The sequence below is a fragment of the Amycolatopsis sp. DSM 110486 genome, assembly GCF_019468465.1.
In the GTDB taxonomy this organism is placed as follows: Bacteria; Actinomycetota; Actinomycetes; order Mycobacteriales; family Pseudonocardiaceae; genus Amycolatopsis.
In genome coordinates this window covers 10,888,461-10,906,906 of record NZ_CP080519.1, presented here as the reverse complement: position 1 = coordinate 10,906,906, position 18,446 = coordinate 10,888,461, and the positions used below count along the sequence as shown (strand labels likewise).

The 18,446-nt window shown below is 71.9% G+C and carries 12 protein-coding genes and 1 riboswitch; of the genes, 10 read left to right on the top strand and 2 right to left on the bottom strand.

Annotated features, from left to right (window positions below):
* Positions 1 to 52 precede the first annotated feature (52 nt).
* The 8 genes from ileS (at position 53) to K1T34_RS52520 (ending at position 11,191) form a co-directional block, all read left to right on the top strand.
* Entirely contained in the window at positions 53 to 3,223 is a 3,171-nt protein-coding gene (gene ileS, locus K1T34_RS52555) for an isoleucine--tRNA ligase (RefSeq protein ID WP_220242213.1), read from the top strand.
* 138 nt (positions 3,224 to 3,361) lie between these two features.
* Positions 3,362 to 5,002 carry a penicillin-binding transpeptidase domain-containing protein gene (locus K1T34_RS52550; RefSeq protein ID WP_220242212.1) on the top strand — a complete coding sequence of 547 codons (1,641 nt, stop codon included), beginning with the start codon at positions 3,362 to 3,364 and terminating at the stop codon, positions 5,000 to 5,002.
* A gap of 43 nt (positions 5,003 to 5,045) precedes the next feature.
* A complete protein-coding gene (locus tag K1T34_RS52545; protein WP_220242211.1) occupies positions 5,046 to 5,732 on the top strand; it encodes a helix-turn-helix transcriptional regulator in 687 nt (228 codons plus the stop codon).
* 105 nt (positions 5,733 to 5,837) lie between these two features.
* A complete protein-coding gene (locus tag K1T34_RS52540) occupies positions 5,838 to 7,316 on the top strand; it encodes a potassium/proton antiporter (RefSeq protein ID WP_220242210.1) in 1,479 nt (492 codons plus the stop codon).
* A 104-nt stretch (positions 7,317 to 7,420) separates the two neighbouring features.
* A riboswitch (SAM riboswitch) is annotated at positions 7,421 to 7,535 on the top strand.
* A gap of 40 nt (positions 7,536 to 7,575) precedes the next feature.
* Complete coding sequence (locus K1T34_RS52535) at positions 7,576 to 8,919, top strand: aminotransferase class V-fold PLP-dependent enzyme (protein WP_220242209.1); 1,344 nt, start codon at positions 7,576 to 7,578, stop codon at positions 8,917 to 8,919.
* 22 nt (positions 8,920 to 8,941) lie between these two features.
* Complete coding sequence (locus K1T34_RS52530) at positions 8,942 to 9,694, top strand: hypothetical protein (RefSeq protein ID WP_220242208.1); 753 nt, start codon at positions 8,942 to 8,944, stop codon at positions 9,692 to 9,694.
* Entirely contained in the window at positions 9,684 to 10,265 is a 582-nt protein-coding gene (lspA, locus tag K1T34_RS52525) for a signal peptidase II (RefSeq protein WP_354870061.1), read from the top strand. Before K1T34_RS52530 ends, lspA begins: the two co-directional genes overlap by 11 nt.
* Complete coding sequence (locus tag K1T34_RS52520; RefSeq protein WP_220242206.1) at positions 10,262 to 11,191, top strand: RluA family pseudouridine synthase; 930 nt, start codon at positions 10,262 to 10,264, stop codon at positions 11,189 to 11,191. The genes lspA and K1T34_RS52520 overlap by 4 nt, the downstream gene beginning before the upstream one ends.
* Here K1T34_RS52520 and K1T34_RS52515 read toward each other — a convergent pair.
* Positions 11,188 to 12,210, bottom strand: a complete 1,023-nt coding sequence (locus tag K1T34_RS52515; protein WP_220242205.1) for an AsnC family protein — start codon at positions 12,208 to 12,210, stop codon at positions 11,188 to 11,190. The genes K1T34_RS52520 and K1T34_RS52515 overlap by 4 nt on opposite strands.
* Before the next feature lie 227 nt (positions 12,211 to 12,437).
* Between K1T34_RS52515 and K1T34_RS52510 the strand changes: the two genes are divergently transcribed.
* Entirely contained in the window at positions 12,438 to 15,767 is a 3,330-nt protein-coding gene (locus K1T34_RS52510) for a DUF885 family protein (protein ID WP_220242204.1), read from the top strand.
* Positions 15,764 to 16,969 carry a fumarylacetoacetase gene (gene fahA, locus K1T34_RS52505; RefSeq protein WP_220242203.1) on the top strand — a complete coding sequence of 402 codons (1,206 nt, stop codon included), beginning with the start codon at positions 15,764 to 15,766 and terminating at the stop codon, positions 16,967 to 16,969. The genes K1T34_RS52510 and fahA overlap by 4 nt, the downstream gene beginning before the upstream one ends.
* 110 nt (positions 16,970 to 17,079) lie before the next feature.
* Here the strand turns inward: fahA and K1T34_RS52500 are convergent, their stop codons facing one another.
* Positions 17,080 to 18,351 carry an MFS transporter gene (locus K1T34_RS52500; RefSeq protein ID WP_255638194.1) on the bottom strand — a complete coding sequence of 424 codons (1,272 nt, stop codon included), beginning with the start codon at positions 18,349 to 18,351 and terminating at the stop codon, positions 17,080 to 17,082.
* Positions 18,352 to 18,446: the final 95 nt, after the last annotated feature.

The window sequence follows — 18,446 nt, the reverse complement described above, 5'->3', positions numbered from 1 at the left end:
GGTAGGCACCGGTCGTCCGTACGCGAGCGACGAACGCAAGGAGCGCACCCCGATGTACCCGAAGGCCCAGGTGGACGGCGAGACGTCGGTCCCGGCCCAGCCGTCGTTCCCCGCACTGGAGCAGCGCGTGCTCGAGTACTGGGAGACCGACCGGACGTTCCAGGCCTCGATCGACGCGCGCCCGGCCGGGGCGAACGGCGACAACGAGTACGTGTTCTACGACGGCCCGCCCTTCGCCAACGGCCTGCCGCACTACGGGCACCTGCTCACCGGGTACGTGAAGGACATCGTCCCGCGCTACCAGACGATGAAGGGCAAGCACGTCGACCGCCGGTTCGGCTGGGACACCCACGGCCTGCCCGCCGAGCTCGAGGCGATGCGCCAGCTCGGCATCACGGAGAAGGAAGAGATCGAGGCGATGGGGGTCGCCAAGTTCAACGACGCCTCCCGCGAGTCCGTGCTGCGCTACACCAAGGAGTGGGAGGAGTACGTCACCCGCCAGGCGCGCTGGGTCGACTTCGACAACGACTACAAGACGCTCGACCTGCCCTACATGGAGTCGGTCATCTGGGCGTTCAAGCAGCTGTGGGACAAGGGGCTGGTGTACGAGGGCTACCGCGTGCTGCCCTACTGCTGGCGCGACGAGACGCCGCTGTCCAACCACGAGCTGCGCATGGACGACGACGTCTACCGCACCCGCCAGGACCCGGCCGTCACGGTCGGGTTCCGCTTGGAGGGCAACGGGAACGAGCTCGACGGCACGTACCTGCTCATCTGGACGACCACGCCGTGGACGCTGCCCTCGAACCTCGCCACCGCCGTGCACCCCGAGGTTCGCTACGTCGTGGTGGAGAGCGAGAACTTCCCCGGCAAGCGGTTCCTCCTCGCCGAAGCCCGCGTCGGCGCGTACGCGCGCGAGCTCGGCGAAGAGCTCGCGGTCGTGGCGCACTACACCGGTGCGGAGCTGCTCGGAAACCGTTACGCCCCACCGTTCCCGTACTTCCTCGGCCGGGAGAACGCGCACCGGGTCCTGTCGGCGGGCTACGTCACGACCGAAGACGGCACCGGCGTCGTGCACATCGCGCCCGCCTACGGTGAAGAGGACAAGGTCGTCACCGACGCCGCGGGCATCACGCCGGCAACCCCGGTCGACGCGCGCGGCCGCTTCGACGCGACCGTGCCCGACTACGAGGGCCAGCAGGTGTTCGAGGCCAATCCGAACATCATCCGCGACCTCAAGAACGGCACGGGTTCCGCCGCGCAGCAGAGCCCGATCCTGTTGCGCCACGAGACTTACGAGCACCCGTATCCGCACTGCTGGCGCTGCCGCAACCCGCTGATCTACCGCGCGGTGTCGTCGTGGTTCGTCGCGGTGACGCAGTTCAAGGACCGCATGGTCGAGCTCAACCAGCAGATCACGTGGTACCCGGACAACGTCAAGGACGGCCAGTTCGGCAAGTGGCTGGAGAACGCCCGCGACTGGTCGATCTCCCGCAACCGCTACTGGGGTTCGCCGATCCCGGTGTGGCAGTCGGACGACCCGACCTACCCGCGCACCGACGTCTACGGCTCCCTTGACGACCTCGAGCGCGATTTCGGGGTGCGGCTGGACAACCTGCACCGCCCGTACATCGACGAGCTGACCCGGCCGAACCCGGACGACCCGACCGGGAACTCGACCATGCGCCGCGTGCCCGAGGTGCTCGACGTGTGGTTCGACTCGGGCTCGATGCCGTATGCCCAGGTGCACTACCCGTTCGAGAACGCCGAGTGGTTCGAGCACCACTACCCGAGCGACTTCATCGTGGAGTACATCGGGCAGACGCGCGGCTGGTTCTACCTGCTGCACGTGCTCGCGACGGCGTTGTTCGACCGGCCCGCGTTCCGCACCTGCATCAGCCACGGCATCGTGCTCGGCTCCGACGGGCAGAAGATGTCGAAGTCGCTGCGGAACTACCCGGACGTGACCGAGGTGTTCGACCGCGACGGGTCCGACGCCATGCGGTGGTACCTCATGGCGAGCCCGATCCTGCGCGGCGGCAACCTCGTCGTCACCGACCGGGGCATCCGCGACGCGGTGCGCCAGGCCGTGCTGCCGCTGTGGAACTCGTACTACTTCCTCGCCCTCTACGCCAATGCCGAGGGCGTGGAAGGCCGGTGGCGTACGGATTCGGCGCACCTGCTCGACCGCTACGTGCTCGCGAAGACCCACGAGCTGGTGACGGACGTCGAGTACGCGCTGGACAACTACGACATCGCCGGCGCGTGCCAGACCGTGCGCGACTTCCTGGAGGTGCTCACGAACTGGTACGTGCGCCGTTCGCGCGACCGGTTCTGGGCGGGTGACCAGGACGCGATCGACACGCTGCACACGGTGCTCGAGGTGACCTCCCGTGTCGTCGCGCCGCTGCTGCCGCTCACGACCGAGACGGTGTGGCGCGGCCTCACCGGCGGCCGTTCGGTGCACCTGACCGACTGGCCGAGCTCGCTCGACCTGCCGGCCGACGCGGCGCTGGTCACGGCCATGGACCGCGTGCGGCAGGTGGCGTCGACGGCGCTCTCGCTGCGCAAGGCCAACAAGCTGCGCGTGCGGCTGCCGCTGGCGAAGCTGCTGGTCGCGGCCGAGGACGTGGAGGCGCTGCGCGAGTTCACCGACATCCTGCGCGACGAGGTGAACGTGAAGTCGGTCGAGCTGACCACCGACGTCGCGGCGCACGGCTCGTTCGAGGTCGCCGTGAACGCGCGGGCGGCCGGGCCGCGGCTGGGCAAGGACGTGCAGAAGGTCATCAAGGCCGTGAAGGCCGGCGACTGGACGACGAACCCGGGCGGCGCCGTGGTGGCGGCAGGCGTCGAGCTGCTCGAAGGCGAGTACGAGCGGCGCCTGGTGGCCAAGGATGGCGGCGCGGCGGCCGAGCTGCCGGGCGGCAGCGGGCTGGTGCAGCTCGACACCGAGGTCACGGCCGACCTGGCCGACGAGGGCATCGCCCGTGACCTGGTGCGCGTGGTGCAGCAGGCCCGCCGCGAGGCCGGCCTCGACGTGTCCGACCGCATCGCGCTCACGATCGACGCGCCGGACGAGGTCGTGGCCGCGGTGAAGAAGTTCGAGGAGTTCGTGGCCTCGGAAACGCTGGCCACGTCGGTGACCTACGGCGACGCGCCGGAGGGCTTCGAGGGCACCGTCGGCGACGGCGTGAAGGTCCGCGTCGCAGTGGAGAAGGCGTAGTGAACCGGCCGTCCCGGCGTTGATCACGAATCAGCGTCGGGACGGCCGCTTTCTCACCTGTAACGCCTCTTGTCCGTCAGCGATGGGCAAGCTGGGCCGGGTGCGCGCACGTCGCACGGGCCTGGGGGAGAGTCGCAAGTGAGTCCTGCCGGAAAGAGAGCCGTCCTCATCGGGGGCGCGGTCGCCATGGTCGCGATCGTCGTCGCGGCGGTGGTATTGCTGACCGGTGGTTCGCCGGCACCCGAGGCGGCCGCCGAGCCGACCGAGAGCTCGGTCGCGGCGGGACCGGTCGCCCCGGATCCGACGTCGGCGGCGCAGCTGTACCTGAAGGACTTCGCGGGCAACCAGACCGACGAGGCCAGCCTGCTCACCGACAACCCGCACGACGCGGCCGCCGCGCTGCGCGACGCCTGGTACACGCTCAAGCCGCAGGACGTGCAGGCCAAGGTCGACAAGGTCGAGCCCGCCGCCGCGGCCGCGACGAAGACGGCCGCGAGCTACACGCTCACCTGGAACCTCGGCCCCGGCCACGTCTGGTCCTACAGCGGCAGCTTCGATGTGGTGAAGTCCGGCGACAGCTGGCGGGTGCACTGGACGCCCGCCTCGCTGCACCCGAAGCTGCAGGCCGGCCAGCGGCTCGTGATCGCGACCGCGGCGGCCGACGAGGCCGCCGTGGTGGATCGCGACGGCAAGCCGGTGGTCATCAGCGGGCCGGGTGGCACGCACCTCGATCCTGCCGCGAAGTTTCCGTTGCTGACGCAGGCGCTGACCGGGCAGGGCACGTCGGCGCCGTCCGACACCTTCGCGGTCCAGCGGGTCGACACCGCGGGCAAGGCGCTGGAAACGCTCTACGGCAAGACCGAGAGCGGGCAGCAGGCGGTGAAGTCCACGGTGAGCGTCTCCGTGCAGAACGCGGCCCAGTCGGCCGTCGACTCCTACCGCGGCAAGGCCGTGATCGTGGCGATCCAGCCCTCCAACGGCGGGGTGCTGGCGGTGGCGCAGAACGCCGCTGCGGGCACGAGTCCCTCGGCGCTGAACGGCCTGTACGCGCCGGGTTCGACGTTCAAGATCGCGACCGCGACGGCGGCCCTGGAGGCCGGCATCGTCACCAAAGACTCGCAGGTGGCGTGCCCGCTCACCGCGCGGATCGGCACCCGCACGATCTCCAACGAGGGCTTCGACCTCGGCACCACCACCGTGCACCGCGCGTTCGCGCATTCGTGCAACACCTCGTTCGGCCAGCTCGCCTCGCAGCTGCCGCCGGACGCGTTGGCCAAAGCCGCGAGCCAGTACGGCCTCAACGCCGACTTCGACATCCCCGGCCTCACCACCGAGATGGGCAAGGTCGGCGCCGCCGGCAGCGCCGATGAGCAGGTGGAGGACGGCATCGGCCAGGGCACCGTGCAGGTGAGCCCGTTCGGCGAGGCGGTGATGGCCGCGACGGTGGCCGCGGGCAAGGCGGTGACGCCGAAGCTGTGGCTGGACGCCTCGTCGGCCACGACCGTCAACGACGGCTACCACGCGCCGTCGGCGAGCGTGCTGGCCTCGGTGCGCGCGATGATGCGCGAGGTCGTCACGGGCGGCACCGCGACCGGACTGGCGCGCTCGGGCACGGTCTACGGCAAGACCGGCACCGCGCAGTTCGGTGACGGCGCCGAAGCGCACGGCTGGTTCGTGGGCTATCGCGGAGACGTCGCGTTCTGTGTGTTCCTGGAGGGCGGAAACGACTCCGGCCCCGCCGTCACACTCGGCGCGAAGTTCCTGACCGGCGTGAAGTAGCGCTTCGGCGGCGGCCGAAGCGTCGGGCTCCTACGGTGGGGGCATGGAGACCGTCGCGCTGGCCGAGGTGGCCGCGGTGCTCGCCGACCCGAGCCGGGCGACGATGTGCCTCGCCCTGCTGGACGGGCGCGCCTGGACGATCGGCGAGCTGGCCGCGGCGGCGCGGATCGCGGTGTCGACCGCGAGCGAGCACGTGACGCGGCTGCACGACGCCGGGTTCGTCGCGCGGGTGAAGCAGGGCCGGCACGCGTACGTCCGCATCGCCGACCCGCGGGTGGCCGAGCTGATCGAGCACTTGGCGCAGCACGCCGAGCACCGCGAACCGGTGGGGCTGAAGGCGTCCCTGCGTACGCAGCGGCTGAGTTTCGCGCGCAGCTGCTACGACCACCTCGCGGGCACCGTCGGTGTGGCGCTGCGCGAGGGCTTGATCGCGAAGGGGATCGTCGACACCGGCGACGGGCTGACGCTGACCGCGGCCGGGCGCGAGGTGCTCGGCGGGCTCGGTGTCGCCGTGCCGGAGCGCGGCCGGCGCCCGCTGCTGCGTGACTGTCTGGATTGGACGGAGCGGCGCGACCACCTCGCCGGTGCCGTGCCCGCGGCGATCCTGGCGCGGGCCGTCGACGCGGGGTGGGTGACCCGCGACCGGCAACGCGCGGTGCGGTTGAGGCCGGCCGGGGAGAAGCCGTTCGCGGCGCTCGGTGTCGATCTGGCGACACTCAGTGGGGGCTGAGTGTCCTAACACAGCAGTTTGCCCGAGTTGTCCAGTGGTGCACGAACGAGTGAACGGCTCCGTCTCTCTATTCTGGAAGCCCACGGCGACCGGGAGGGGGCGGACATGGACCAGCTTCCCGTCGTGCTCGGCGTCGGCGGTGTCGTCCTGCTCGCGTCGGTGCTCGCCGTGCGCGTGTCGATCCGCCTCGGTCTCCCGTCGCTGCTGCTGTACCTCGGCATCGGTGTGGCGCTGGGCGAATCGGGCATCGGGATCCACTTCGACAACTCGAGCCTGACGCAGTCGCTGGGGCTGGCCGCGCTCGTCATGATCCTCACCGAAGGTGGCCTCACCACGCGCTGGAGCGCGGTGAAATCCTCGCTGGGCCCGGGAATCCTGCTGTCCACAGTGGCCGTGATCGTGAGCATCGTGGTCACCGGCACGGCCCTGCACTGGCTGCTCGGCCTCGACTGGCGGTTCGGGCTGCTGTGGGGCGCGGTACTCGCGTCGACCGACGCGGCGGCGGTGTTTTCGGTGCTGCGCACGTTCTCCGTGGGGCCGAAGCTCGTGGGTACGCTGGAGCTGGAATCCGGGCTCAACGACGCACCCGCGTACATCGCGGTCGTGGCGCTCTCCTCGGCGGCCGCGTTGGACTGGACCCTGCCGCTGTTGGTCGTTTACGAACTCGCCGCCGGGCTCGTGCTGGGTTTGCTGTTCGGGTGGCTGGGTGCGATGGCGCTGCGCCGGGCCGCGTTGCCGGCCACGGGCCTCTACCCGCTCGCGACGGTGGCCGTGTGCATCCTCGCGTACTCCAGTGGGCAGCTGGCGCACGCGTCGGGCCTGATGGCCACCTACGTCGCCGGTCTCGTGCTGGGCAACTCGCGGCTGCCGCACCGCTCCGACACGCTCTCGTTCGCCGAGGGGCTCGGCTGGCTCGCGCAGATCGGGCTGTTCGTGCTGCTCGGTCTCTACGCCTCGCCCAGCCGGATCCTCGAGGCGCTCATCCCGGGTCTCGTCGCGGGCGCGGTGGTGCTGCTGCTCGCGCGCCCGTTGTCGGTGGTCTTGTCGTTGCTGCCGTTCCGGCTGCCGTGGCGGGAGCAGACGTTCCTGTCGTGGGCCGGGTTGCGCGGGGCCGTGCCGATCGTGCTGGCGCTGATCCCGCTGTCCCAGGGTGTGCCGGGCGCGGAGCGACTCGTCGACGCCGTGTTCGTGCTGGTCGTCGTGCTGACGCTGCTGCAGGGGGCCACACTCGGCCCGGTCGCGCGGCTGCTGGGCCTCGCAAAACCCTCCGAGGCGCACGAGATCGAGGTCGACGCCGCGCCGCTGGACGAGCTCGGCGCCGAGCTGCTGCAGGTGCGCATCCAGAAGGGCTCGAAGCTGCACGGCGTGTACATCTCCGAGCTCGGCCTGCCCGCCGGCGCCACCGTGAGCCTCGTGGTCCGCCGCGGCTCCGGGTTCACGCCGCAGAAGACCAGCCGCCTGCAGGAGGACGACCAGCTGCTGGTGGTCACCACGGCCGGGGTCCGCGACGCGACCGAGCGCCGGATCCGCGCCGTCGACCGGGCCGGGCGGCTCGCGCGCTGGCGCGGTGAGCTGGGCCGTTGACGCGTTTTCGGTGAGGTTCGCGGGTTCGCCGGCGTGTGAGCGCCATCTCAGATCACGGGACGGGGCTTTCTCCGCACGCCCGGAATCGGTTACCTTCATCAACAGGTCATGAGTGCCAGCGTTCAGCCCCGGCTTGCTGGCCGGCAACCCTCCTACCGCGGTGGGGTGCCCCGGGTGAAGACCGGGCCGGTCGTGTTGTGCGACGGGCAAGCGCGGGCCCCTCGCCGGGGGTCCCCCGGACTGCCGAGGAGGCACCGCCATGACTCTCGCTCTGGACCGTACCGCTGAAAACACCGAAACCGTTGCCGCACAGGGGATCCCCGGCGTCGCGGGGGCGGCACTGCGGGTGCCCCTGGTGACCGGCGGCGAGATCGGTTACGCCAACCTCGACCACGCCGCGAGTGCGCCGTGTCTCGACGCGGTCCGCTCCGCCGTCGACGAGTTCCTGCCCTGGTACGCGAGCGTGCACCGCGGCGCGGGCTTCGCTTCGCAGGTGTCCACGCGCCTTTACGAGCGCACGCGCGACATCCTGCGCCGGTTCGTCGACGCGCGCGCCACCGACACCGTCGTGTTCACCCGCAACACCACGGATTCCTTCAACCTGCTGGCGCGTTCGCTGCCGCGGCGCACGTCCGTGGTCGTGTTCGACACCGAGCACCACGCGGCCCTGCTGCCTTGGCGGGGCCCGAATGTGCGCCGCGTGCAGCTGCCGCGCACGCGGTTGGCCGCGGTGTCCGTTGTGGACGAAGCGCTCGACGCCTGCCCGGAGGGGCCGCGGCTCGTGGTGGTGACCGGAGCGTCCAACGTGACCGGTGAGCTGCTGCCGGTGGCCGAGATCGCCGCCGTGGCACGGAAGCACGGCGCCCGCGTGGCGCTGGACGCCGCGCAGCTCGCGCCGCACCGCCGGATTTCCCTGCGGGAGCTGGACGTCGACTACGTCGCGCTTTCGGGGCACAAGCTCTACGCGCCCTTCGGCGCCGGCGCTCTCATCGGCCGGTCCGACTGGCTGCGCGCCGCCGAGCCATACCTCGCCGGCGGGGGAGCGACCAAGCTCGTGACCGAGGACGCCGTGGTGTGGAACACCGGTGCCGAGCGGCACGAGGCCGGCTCGCCGAACACTGTCGGTGTCTACGCGCTCGGCGTCGCGTGCGAGCAGCTGTCCGCGCACTGGGCCGCCGTGGGCGAGCACGAGGCCACGCTGCTGGAGCGGCTGCGCAAGGGCCTGGCCGGCGTGCCCGGCTGCGCCGAGCTGCGCCTGTTCGACGCGCCGGTGGACCGCGTGGGCACGGTGAGCTTCATCGTCGACGGCTTCGAACCCGGCTGGCTCGCCGCGGTCCTCTCGGCCGAGTACGGCATCGGCGTGCGCGACGGCGCGTTCTGCGCCCACGTCGCCACCAAGCGCCTCATCGGCGAATGCGGCCGCGACGGGCAGCAGGCCGTGCGCGTGAGCCTCGGCCTGGGCAGCACCGAGGAGCACGTGGACCGCCTCGTGCTCGCGCTGCGCCAGATCGTCGCCCGCGGCGCCCGCTGGGAGTACACGAAGGTCGACGGCCGCTGGGCCCCGGTGGGGGACCCGCGGGAGCTGCCGCCGTTTTGCGCCTGAGCCCGCTCGCTACCCTCGGCGCGTGGGGAGATCTTGGGGTTTCTGGGTTCCGCTCGCGCTGCTGGGCTTCGCCGAGCTGATCCTGGCCGCGGTGCGGCTCGCGGCCGGCGCCGGTTCTGCCGCGGGCGAGTTCGTGAACCTGTCCGCGGTGCCGATGGACCGCGTGCACGTGGACTACTTCGACACGGCCATCGGCGGTGAGCAGTTCCTGAGCCAGGACCCGCTGCCCGCGCCGACCTCGACGTCAGCGCTGGGCTGGCCGATCGCACTCGCGCTGGTCGTGGCGATCGTGCTCGTCGGCTACGCGCGAGCCGGGACCAGGCCGAAAACCGGCCGGTTCGCCCTGGCCCTCGCCGGCGGTGTGCTGGCGGTGCCCGTGCTGGACCTCGCCGCCTACGCCCAATTCGACCTCGACGCCGATGCCCGCGGCCCGGCGCTCGCAGCCGTGGGGCTGGTGGTGCTGGGGGGGGTACGAGCGCAGTCTCCTGGTCCTCGCGGTCACCGTGGGCTTCGTGGCGGTGGCGATGCTGCTACCGGGCGTCGCGGGGGTGGTTTCGTCGGCAGTGGTGCTGCTCGCGGTGGCGTTTCTGGTGGTCGCCGGACCCGTGAAGGGCCGTTCGCGGCCTGCCGCCGCGAACGGGTGAGGCCGGGGCGTGGACAATGGGGGCGTGAGCACCGAGTCCTCCTCGTCCGAACACGATCTGTCCGAGCCCGGTTCGCCCGAACCCGGCCGGCCCGAAGGCGCGCCCGCCGTCGAACCGGCGGTGAGCGGTGACGCGGCCTCAGCGGTCTCGGAGGAGCCCGAAGCGCCCGTGGTGCTGCCCAAGCGCCGGGTCGGGTTGGTGTTCGCGGTCGCGGCTCTGATCTGGGTGATCGACCTGGTGTCGAAGAACCTCGTGGCGGCCAACCTCGAGGGCAAGGAGCCGGTGCGCATCCTCGGCGGCCTCATCTACCTGCAAGTGATCCGCAACCCCGGTGCCGCGTTCTCGATGGCCACGGGCATGACGTGGGTGCTCGCGCTGGTCGCGGCGGCCGTGGCCGTCGCCATCATCTGGCTCTCGCGGCGGCTGCGCAGCGTCGGCTGGGCCATCGGCCTCGGCCTGGTGCTCGCGGGCGCGCTCGGCAACCTCACCGACCGCATCTTCCGGGCCCCCGGCCCGCTGCGCGGCCACGTCATCGACTTCATCTCGGCCTTCGCCCCCAACGGCGAGGGCTTCGCGATCTTCAACATCGCCGACTCCGCGATCTGCTGCGGCGGCGTGCTCATCGTGCTGCTGTCGCTGCTGGGCAAGGACTACGACGGCACCTCGACCCGCGACAAGAACAGCAAGAAGGAGACCGCGTGACCGCGCGCCTGCTGCCCGTCCCCGACGGGCTCGACGGCATGCGCGTCGACGCCGGCCTCGCCAAGCTGCTGGGCCTGTCCCGCACGGTCGTGGCGGAGCTCGCCGAAGCCGGGGACGTGCTGGTGGACGGCCGGCCCGCCGGCAAGTCCGACCGCCTGACCGCCGGCGGCCTGCTCGAAGTGACGCTGCCGGAGCCGGAGTCCCCGATCCAGGTCATCGCCGAGCCAGTGGAGGGCATGAAGATCCTCCACGACGACGACGACATCATCGTGATCTCCAAGCCCGTGGGCGTCGCCGTGCACCCGAGCCCCGGCTGGACCGGGCCGACGGTCGTCGGCGGCCTGGCCGCCGCGGGCCTGCGCATCTCGACGTCGGGCGCCGCCGAGCGCCAGGGCGTGGTGCACCGGCTCGACGCGGGCACCACCGGCGTGATGGTGGTGGCCAAGAGCGAGCACGCGTACACGGTGCTCAAGCGCGCGTTCAAGGAACGCACCGTCGACAAGGGCTACCACGCCGTGGTCCAGGGCCACCCGGACCCGACGCGCGGCACCATCGACGCGCCGATCGACCGCCACCCGCGCCACGACTACAAGTTCGCCGTGGTCGCGGGCGGGCGCCCGAGCGTGACGCACTACGAGGTGGTGGAGGCGTTCCGCGCCGCGTCGCTGGCCCACGTGAAGCTCGAGACGGGCCGCACGCACCAGATTCGCGTGCACTTCTCCGCGCTGCGCCACCCGTGCGTGGGCGACCTGACCTACGGCGCCGACCCGGTGCTGGCGCGCCACCTCGGCCTCACGCGGCAGTGGCTGCACGCCCGCACCCTCGGCTTCGCGCACCCGGCCGACGGCCGCTGGGTCGAGTTCGAGGCCGAGTACCCCGACGACCTCGCCCGCGCGCTGGAGATCCTGCGCGAGGAGAGCTACTAGCCCTCGACGGCCCAGGTCAGCGTGCGGTCGTCCGGCTCCGGGCGGGGGCTCCAGCGGACCGAGACCACGCGCGTCGCGTCCGGGAGGACGTAGACGGTGTGGCCGCCGAGCGTCTCGCCGGGCCGCACGCCGATCTTGTGCGGCGGCCGGGAGGTCAGCGACACGGGCGCCTTGGCGACGGTCGTGCCGTCGGCCGTGACGAGCTCGAGGTAGTTGTCCGGCAGCGACGCGAAGGGCACGCTGCCGCGGTTGGTGATCTCGGTGTGCACCACCACCGCGCGCTCGCCCGCGTCGAGCCGGTAGCCGGCGGCGCCGAACAGGTAGTCGGCCGGGTCCTGCACCTCGAGCAGCTGCACGGTGAGCTGCTCGCCTTCGAGTCCCTGCGTCGCGAGCGTCTCGCCGATCCGGCCGTGTCTGCCCTCGGCCGGGCCCGCGCGGCGCGGTTCGTCGCCGCGTGCCCAGGACGCCGTCTGCGGCACACCCCACGTGCTCAGTGCGGGGTCGAGCGGCGTTGGTGCAGCTGCGTACGCGCCAGACGGCACGCCGTAGGGACCCGAAGGGACTCCGTACGGGCCGGACGGCACGCCGTGCACGGGTCCCGACGGTCCACCGTGGACGGACGGCGCTCCTGGCGTTCCGGGTCCGTTCCCGGGACGCGGAACGGGGGCGCTCGGCGGGGCCGCGGCCGGAAATCCTTGTCCCGTCGGCATCCCGGGACCCGCTCCGGCCGGCATGCCCGGGCCGGGCCGTCCGCCGGGCGCGGCGACGGGCATCGCCCCCGAGGGCGGCGGGGCCTGCTGCCACGACGGCGGCGCTCCCGCGATCGCCGCGCGCAGCCCGGCCGGGTCGCTCTCCACGCCCACGAGCAGCGGCAATCCGCTGCCGGACAAGGCAACCAGGCGGTAGGCGACCTCACGCGGGTCCATGCCCACCTTCGCGGCGAGGTCGTGCACGGCCGTTTTGCCCAGCTCGGCGAGGGCGGCGAGCAGGCGGACATCGGCGGGATCGGTCACGGCCACTCGGGGAACGCTACCTTCCGGGCCGCTCCGGGCGCGGCGAGGCCGGGCCGCGTCGCCCGGTCCGGTGGCCCCAGCCGGGTTTCGGTGGCCCCGGGTATCAGGAACGGCACGGATCCGCCGTTCACCATGAGTGAACGGGACGCTCGTGCCGGAACGCCACCCCCGGGCCTGGGTCTCCATTAGGGTCGGAATCGCACGGCACCACCGAACCCCGGGAGTCCGCACCCATGACCGTCGTCACCGATCTCGCCGACGAGCTCGTCGACGAGATGTTCGGCTTCGAACCGCTCTCCGCCGCGATCCTGGGCATCAAGCCCGACGCGCCGGGGCTCGGCGACCCGAGCGCCGCCGCCGAAGCCGCGTACCGCGAGCGGCTCGCCGGCCTGCTGGAGCGCGCGCGGGCGATCGAGGCCGCCGAGCTCGACGCGACGGACCGCGTCACGCGCGAGGTGGTGATCAACTCGATCGAGGGCAAGCTCGACCTCATCGACAGCCGCTTCGGCGAGTTCACCGTGACCGACCTGTTCGTGGGGCCAGCGGCGGGCCTGCTCTCGGCGCTGCCGATGGTGCCGGTGCTGCCGGGGGACAAGGCCTCGGTGCACCTCGACCGGCTGGCCGGGATCCCGGCCTTCCTGCGCGCGGTCGCGCTGCGGCACCGCGAGGGCATCGAGGCCGGGCTGGTGCCCGTCGAACGGCTGGTGAAGGGCGCGATCGCCCACGTCGACCGCTACCTCGCCGAGCCGGCGGGCGACCCGCTGCTGCGCCAGCCGGCGCCGGACGAGGGGTTCGCGAGCCGGCGTGAGGAGCTGCTGCGCGACGTCGTGCGCCCGGCGTTCAAGGAGTACCGCGACTTCCTCGAAGCCGAGGTGCTCGCCCACGGCCGGCCCGACGACCGCGTGGGCGTGTCGTGGCTGCCCGCCGGGGACGAGATCTACGCGCGCCTCGCGCGCATGCACACCACCACCGACCGTTCGCCGCAGGAGCTGCACGACACCGGCCTCGAGGTGATCGCGGGCCAGGTCGAGCAGTACCAGGCGCTGGGCGAGCGCGTGTTCGGCACGCGCGACCTGCAGGAGATCTTCGAGCGGCTGCGCACCGACCCGAAGCTGCGCTGGACGAGCGCCGAGGAGCTGCTCGACACCGCGCGCTCGGCCATCACGCGCGCGGCGGCCGAGTCGCCGAAGTGGTTCGGCACGATTCCCGAGCAACCGTGGACCGTCGAGGCCGTGCCGGAGGACTCCGCGCCCGGCGCGCCGCCCGCGTACTTCATGCCGCCGGCCGTCGACGGCTCGCGTCCGGGCACCTACTTCGCCAACACCTACGAGGCCACCGAACGGTTCCGGCACACCGCCGAGGCCACGGCTTTCCACGAGGCGATCCCGGGTCACCACTTCCAGCTCAGCACCGCGCTCGGGCTCACCGATCTGCCGCTGCTGCGCCGCCTCGGCGACTTCAACGCCTACGTCGAGGGCTGGGGCCTCTACACCGAGCGCCTCGCCGACGAGATGGGCCTGTACTCCGACGACGTCTCGCTGCTCGGCATGCTCACGCTGGAGTCGATGCGCGCCGGGCGGCTCGTGGTCGACACCGGGTTGCACGCGCTGGGCTGGAGCCGGCAGCAGGCCATCGACTACCTCGTCGGGAACACGCCGATGGGCAAGCTGGAGATCGAGGCGGAGATCGACCGCTACATCGGCTACCCGGGCCAGGCGCTCGCGTACCTGGTGGGGCGCCTGGAGATCCAGCGGATCCGTGCCGCCGCCGAGACCCGGCTGGGCAGCGAGTTCGACGTCCGCGCGTTCCACGACGTGGTGCTCTCCGGCGGCGCGCTGCCGCTGTCGGTGCTCGACACCGTGGTCGCGCAGTGGGTCGCCGGCCACGGGGACACCGTCAACGGCCTCGCCGAGGACCTGCTGGAGCTCGAGTTCGAACGCGCGCCGGTCGAGCGCACGATGTACGGCCTGCCCGGCGACCACGGCGCGCTGCCCGACCCGAGCCTCGCCGCGACCGCGAGCTTCCGCGCCCGCTTCGCCGACCTCGCCGACCGCGCGGAGACCATCGACCGGGCCGGTCTTTCGGCGACGGACGCCGTGACGCGCGACGTGGTGATCGCCCGGGCTCGCGGCGTCGTCGACACGCTGGACTCGCGGTTGTCCGGGTTCGCCGTGAGCGACGGGTTCAGCTCGCCCGCGCTGTACCTGATCACCAACCTCTCGGCGCTGGTGCCGGAGGACGAGGAGAAGGCCCGGGGTTACCTCCGCCGGCTCGCGGGCGTCGGCGACTACCTCGACGCCGTGATCGAAGCCCAGCGCGCCACCGTGGCCGACGGCTTCGCGCCGCCGGACTTCCTGGTGCGTGTGGGCATCGGGTACGTCGAGCGCTACCTCGCGGCCGAGGACGCCGACCCGCTGCGGGTCACGCCCGCGATCGAGGTCGCCGGGTTCGCCGAGGAGCGCGACCGGCTGCTGGCCGAGGTCGTGCGTCCGGCGTTCGCGCGCTACCGTGCGTTCCTGGCCGACGAGGTGGCGCCGGTCGCCAAGTCCGAGTCGGAGCCGGGCATCGGGCACCTGCCGGGCGGGCAGGAGAAGTACCAGGGCCTGATCCGCGCCGAGACCACCACCGACCGCACGGCGCAGGACCTGCACGACACGGGCCTGCGGATCGCCGACAAGCTGGCGGGGGAGTACCGCGAGCTGGGCGGGCGGGTGTTCGGCACCGAGGACCTCGCCGAGATCTTCGAGCACCTGCGCAGCGACCCCGAGCTGCGCTGGCGCGACGGCGAGGAGCTGCTGGCCGGCGCCCGCGCCGCCATCACGCGGGCGGAAGCCGTTGCGCCGCAGTGGTTCTCACGCGTGCCCGCCGCGAAATGCGTGGTGGCGCCGGTGCCCGAGGCCGACGCGGCCAGCGGCACGATCGCCTACTACCTGCCCGCGTCGCTCGACGGCTCGCGGCCGGGCACGTACTACGCCAACACCCACGAGGCGAGCTCGCGGCCGCGGTTCACCAGTGAGGGGATCGCGTTCCACGAAGCCGTGCCGGGGCACCACTTCCAGCTCTCGTTCGCGCAGGAGCTCACGGACCTGCCGCTGCTGCGGCGGCTGGTGCCGTTCAACGCCTACATCGAGGGCTGGGGCCTCTACTCCGAGCGGCTGGCCGAGGAGATGGGCCTGTACTCCGACGACGTCACGCGCCTGGGCATGCTCACACAGGACTCGATGCGCGCCGCCCGTCTCGTGGTCGACACGGGCCTGCACGCGCTGGGCTGGACCAGGCAGCAGGCCGTGGACTACGCCGTGGCCAACACGCCGATGGCGCGGATCGAGATCGAAGCGGAGATCGACCGCTACGTCGCGAATCCGGGCCAGGCGCTCGGCTACATGGTGGGGCGCTTGGAGATCGAGCGCGTGCGCGCCGCGGCCGAGGAGGCGCTGGGCGCGGACTTCGACATCCGCGAGTTCCACGACGTGGTGCTGGGCAACGGGAACCTGCCACTGTCCACACTGGACACGCTCGTGACCGGGTGGATCGCCGCCCGGCGGGCGGAGGGCGCGCGGTGACCTGGCTCGACCTGCCCGAGGACACGGACTTCGGGCTCGACAACCTGCCCTACGGCGTGTTCTCCCGCGGCGGCGAGCCCGAACGCCGCGTCGGCGTGGCGGTGGGCGAGCACGTGCTCGACCTGTCGGCGGCGGCCGAGGAAGCGGCGGCGTCGTTCGCGCAGCTGCTCACGAGCGGTGTGCTCAACCCGCTGCTGGCGGCCGGGCCGGCGACGTGGCGCGACGTTCGCGAGCAGGTGCGGGAATGGCTCACGGCCGAGCGCTACGCCGACCAGGTGCGCCCGCACCTCGTGCCGCGCGCGGAGATCACGAACCACCTGCCGTTCGAGGTCGCGGACTACGTCGACTTCTACTCGAGCGAGCAGCACGCGATCAACGCCGGGCGGATCTTCCGCGGCGCCGACGACGAGCTGATGCCGAACTGGAAGCACCTCCCGATCGGCTACCACGGGCGTGCCGGCACCGTCGTGGTGTCGGGAACGCCGGTCGTGCGGCCTTCGGGGCAGCGCAAGCCGGGCACGGCCACGGAGCCGTCGTTCGGGCCGTCGCAGCTGCTCGACATCGAGGCCGAGGTCGGCTTCGTGGTGGGCACCCCGTCGACGCCGGGCACGCCGGTGCCGGTCGAGGACTTCGCGAAGCACGTGTTCGGCGTGTGCCTGGTCAACGACTGGTCGGCGCGCGACATCCAGGGCTGGGAGTCGCAGCCGCTGGGGCCGTTCCTCGGGAAGTCGTTCGCCACGTCGGTGGCGCCGTGGATCGTGCCGCTGGCCGCGCTGGAGCACGCGCGCGTGCCGCAGCCGGCGCAGGATCCGGAGCCGCTGGAGTACCTGCGGGTCACCGAGCCGTGGGGGCTGGACCTGGCGCTGGAGATCCGGATCAACGGCCACCTCGTGTCGAGCCCGCCGTTCGCCACGCAGTACTGGACGGCGCCGCAGCAGCTCGCGCACCTCACCGTGAACGGCGCGAGCCTGCGGACCGGCGACCTGTACGCGTCGGGCACCGTCACCGGCCCGGCCAAGGAGCAGCGCGGGTCGCTGCTGGAGCTGAGCTGGGGCGGGCGCGAACCGTTCGCGCTGGGCGACGGCGAGACACGGACGTTCCTCGAAGACGGCGACGAGGTCTCGATCAGCGCCACCGCACCCGGGCCGGCCGGCAGCCGGATCGGCTTCGGGGAGGTGGCCGGGCGGGTCGTGCCCCGCTAGGGGCAGCACCCGAACACCCCAAGGGGCCGTACCCGCGTGGGCACGGCCCCCGAGGCGCGCAGGCGGATCCGCGCAGCCGAAAACTCCGAGGTGATCGGGGATGGAAGTGATCACACGGAGTCGAGGTCGGCGCTCCCACGGGCCAGTGCCGCCCGGCTGACGCCCAGCACACAGCCCAGCGACACCAACGACACCAGACAGACGTAGACAGCCACCGAGACGACCGAGCCGGTGGCCCGCACCAGTGAAGCCGCGATGATCGGCGCGAGCGCGCCGCCCAGCAGGACGCCGATCTGGAAACTGGTCGACGCGGCGCTGAACCGGACCCGGGCGTCGAACATCTCCACGATGAACGTGGCCTGCGGCCCGTAACTGATGCTGAAGAAGATCGCGCCCACGAGGTAAGCCGCCATCACGGCGGCGAAGTTGCCGCTCGCGACCGCGAGGATCGTCGGGTAGATCCACACCGCCATCGCGGCGAGGCCGATCAGGATCATGCGGCGCCTGCCGAACCGTTCGCTCATCGAGCCGAAGTACGGCAGCGCCGCGCACGCGACCACGCCGGAGACCATGATGGCGGTGAGCATGGAGGCCCGGTCGATGGTTTTCGCCGAGGCGGCATAGCTCAGGGCGTAGGCGTTGACGATGTAGTAGTAAGCACCGGTGCTGACCATCGATCCGATGGCGAGCAGAATCTGCTTGGGGTACGCGCGGATCGCGGTGATCAGCGGCGCGCGCTGCGCCTCGTTGCGTTCACGGACCTTCTCGAACACCGGCGTCTCGCGCAGCTGCAACCGCACTACGAGCCCCACCACCACCAGCACGATGCTGATGAGGAACGGAATCCGCCAGCCCCACGCCATGAACTGCTGCTCGGGCAGCTGCGAAACCAGCAGGAACACCAGGGTGGACAGCACCAGCCCGGCCGGGACGCCGATCTGGGGGAGGCTGCCGTAGAGGCCGCGCTTGCGGGGCGAGGCGTATTCCACGGCCGTGAGCACGGCGCCGCCCCATTCGCCACCGACTCCGAAGCCCTGCACCAGGCGCAACAGCACCATGAGGATCGGCGCCCACACGCCCACTTGCGCATACGTCGGCAGCACGCCCATGAGGAAGGTCGCGAACCCCATCATGGTCAGCGACAGGACCAGCATCTTCTTCCGGCCGATCCGGTCGCCGAAGTGGCCGAGGATGATCCCGCCGATCGGCCGGGCCCCGAACCCGATCGCGAAGGTGGAGAACGCGAGCAACGAGCCGGCGAGCGGGTCTGCGGAGGGAAAGTACAGCGGTGCGATGACCAGGGCGGCGGCGATCCCGTAGAGCTGGAAGTCGTACCACTCGATGGTCGTGCCGATCAGCACCGACAGGGCGACCCGCCGCATCGGTGGACGAGCTTGGGGCGACGACCCCGCGGGAGCGCCCTCCGCGGTCGCGGATCTCGATGTGCTCCGTGACCGGTCCGGCGTCAGCTCACTCG

Coding starts and splice junctions, on each gene's coding strand:
- ileS (WP_220242213.1), top strand. CDS start 53: ATGTACCCGAAGGCCCAGGTGGACGGCGAGACGTCGGTCCCGGCCCAG.
- K1T34_RS52545 (WP_220242211.1), top strand. CDS start 5,046: ATGGAGACCGTCGCGCTGGCCGAGGTGGCCGCGGTGCTCGCCGACCCG.
- K1T34_RS52540 (WP_220242210.1), top strand. CDS start 5,838: ATGGACCAGCTTCCCGTCGTGCTCGGCGTCGGCGGTGTCGTCCTGCTC.
- K1T34_RS52535 (WP_220242209.1), top strand. CDS start 7,576: ATGACTCTCGCTCTGGACCGTACCGCTGAAAACACCGAAACCGTTGCC.
- K1T34_RS52510 (WP_220242204.1), top strand. CDS start 12,438: ATGACCGTCGTCACCGATCTCGCCGACGAGCTCGTCGACGAGATGTTC.
- K1T34_RS52500 (WP_255638194.1), bottom strand. CDS start 18,351: ATGCGGCGGGTCGCCCTGTCGGTGCTGATCGGCACGACCATCGAGTGG.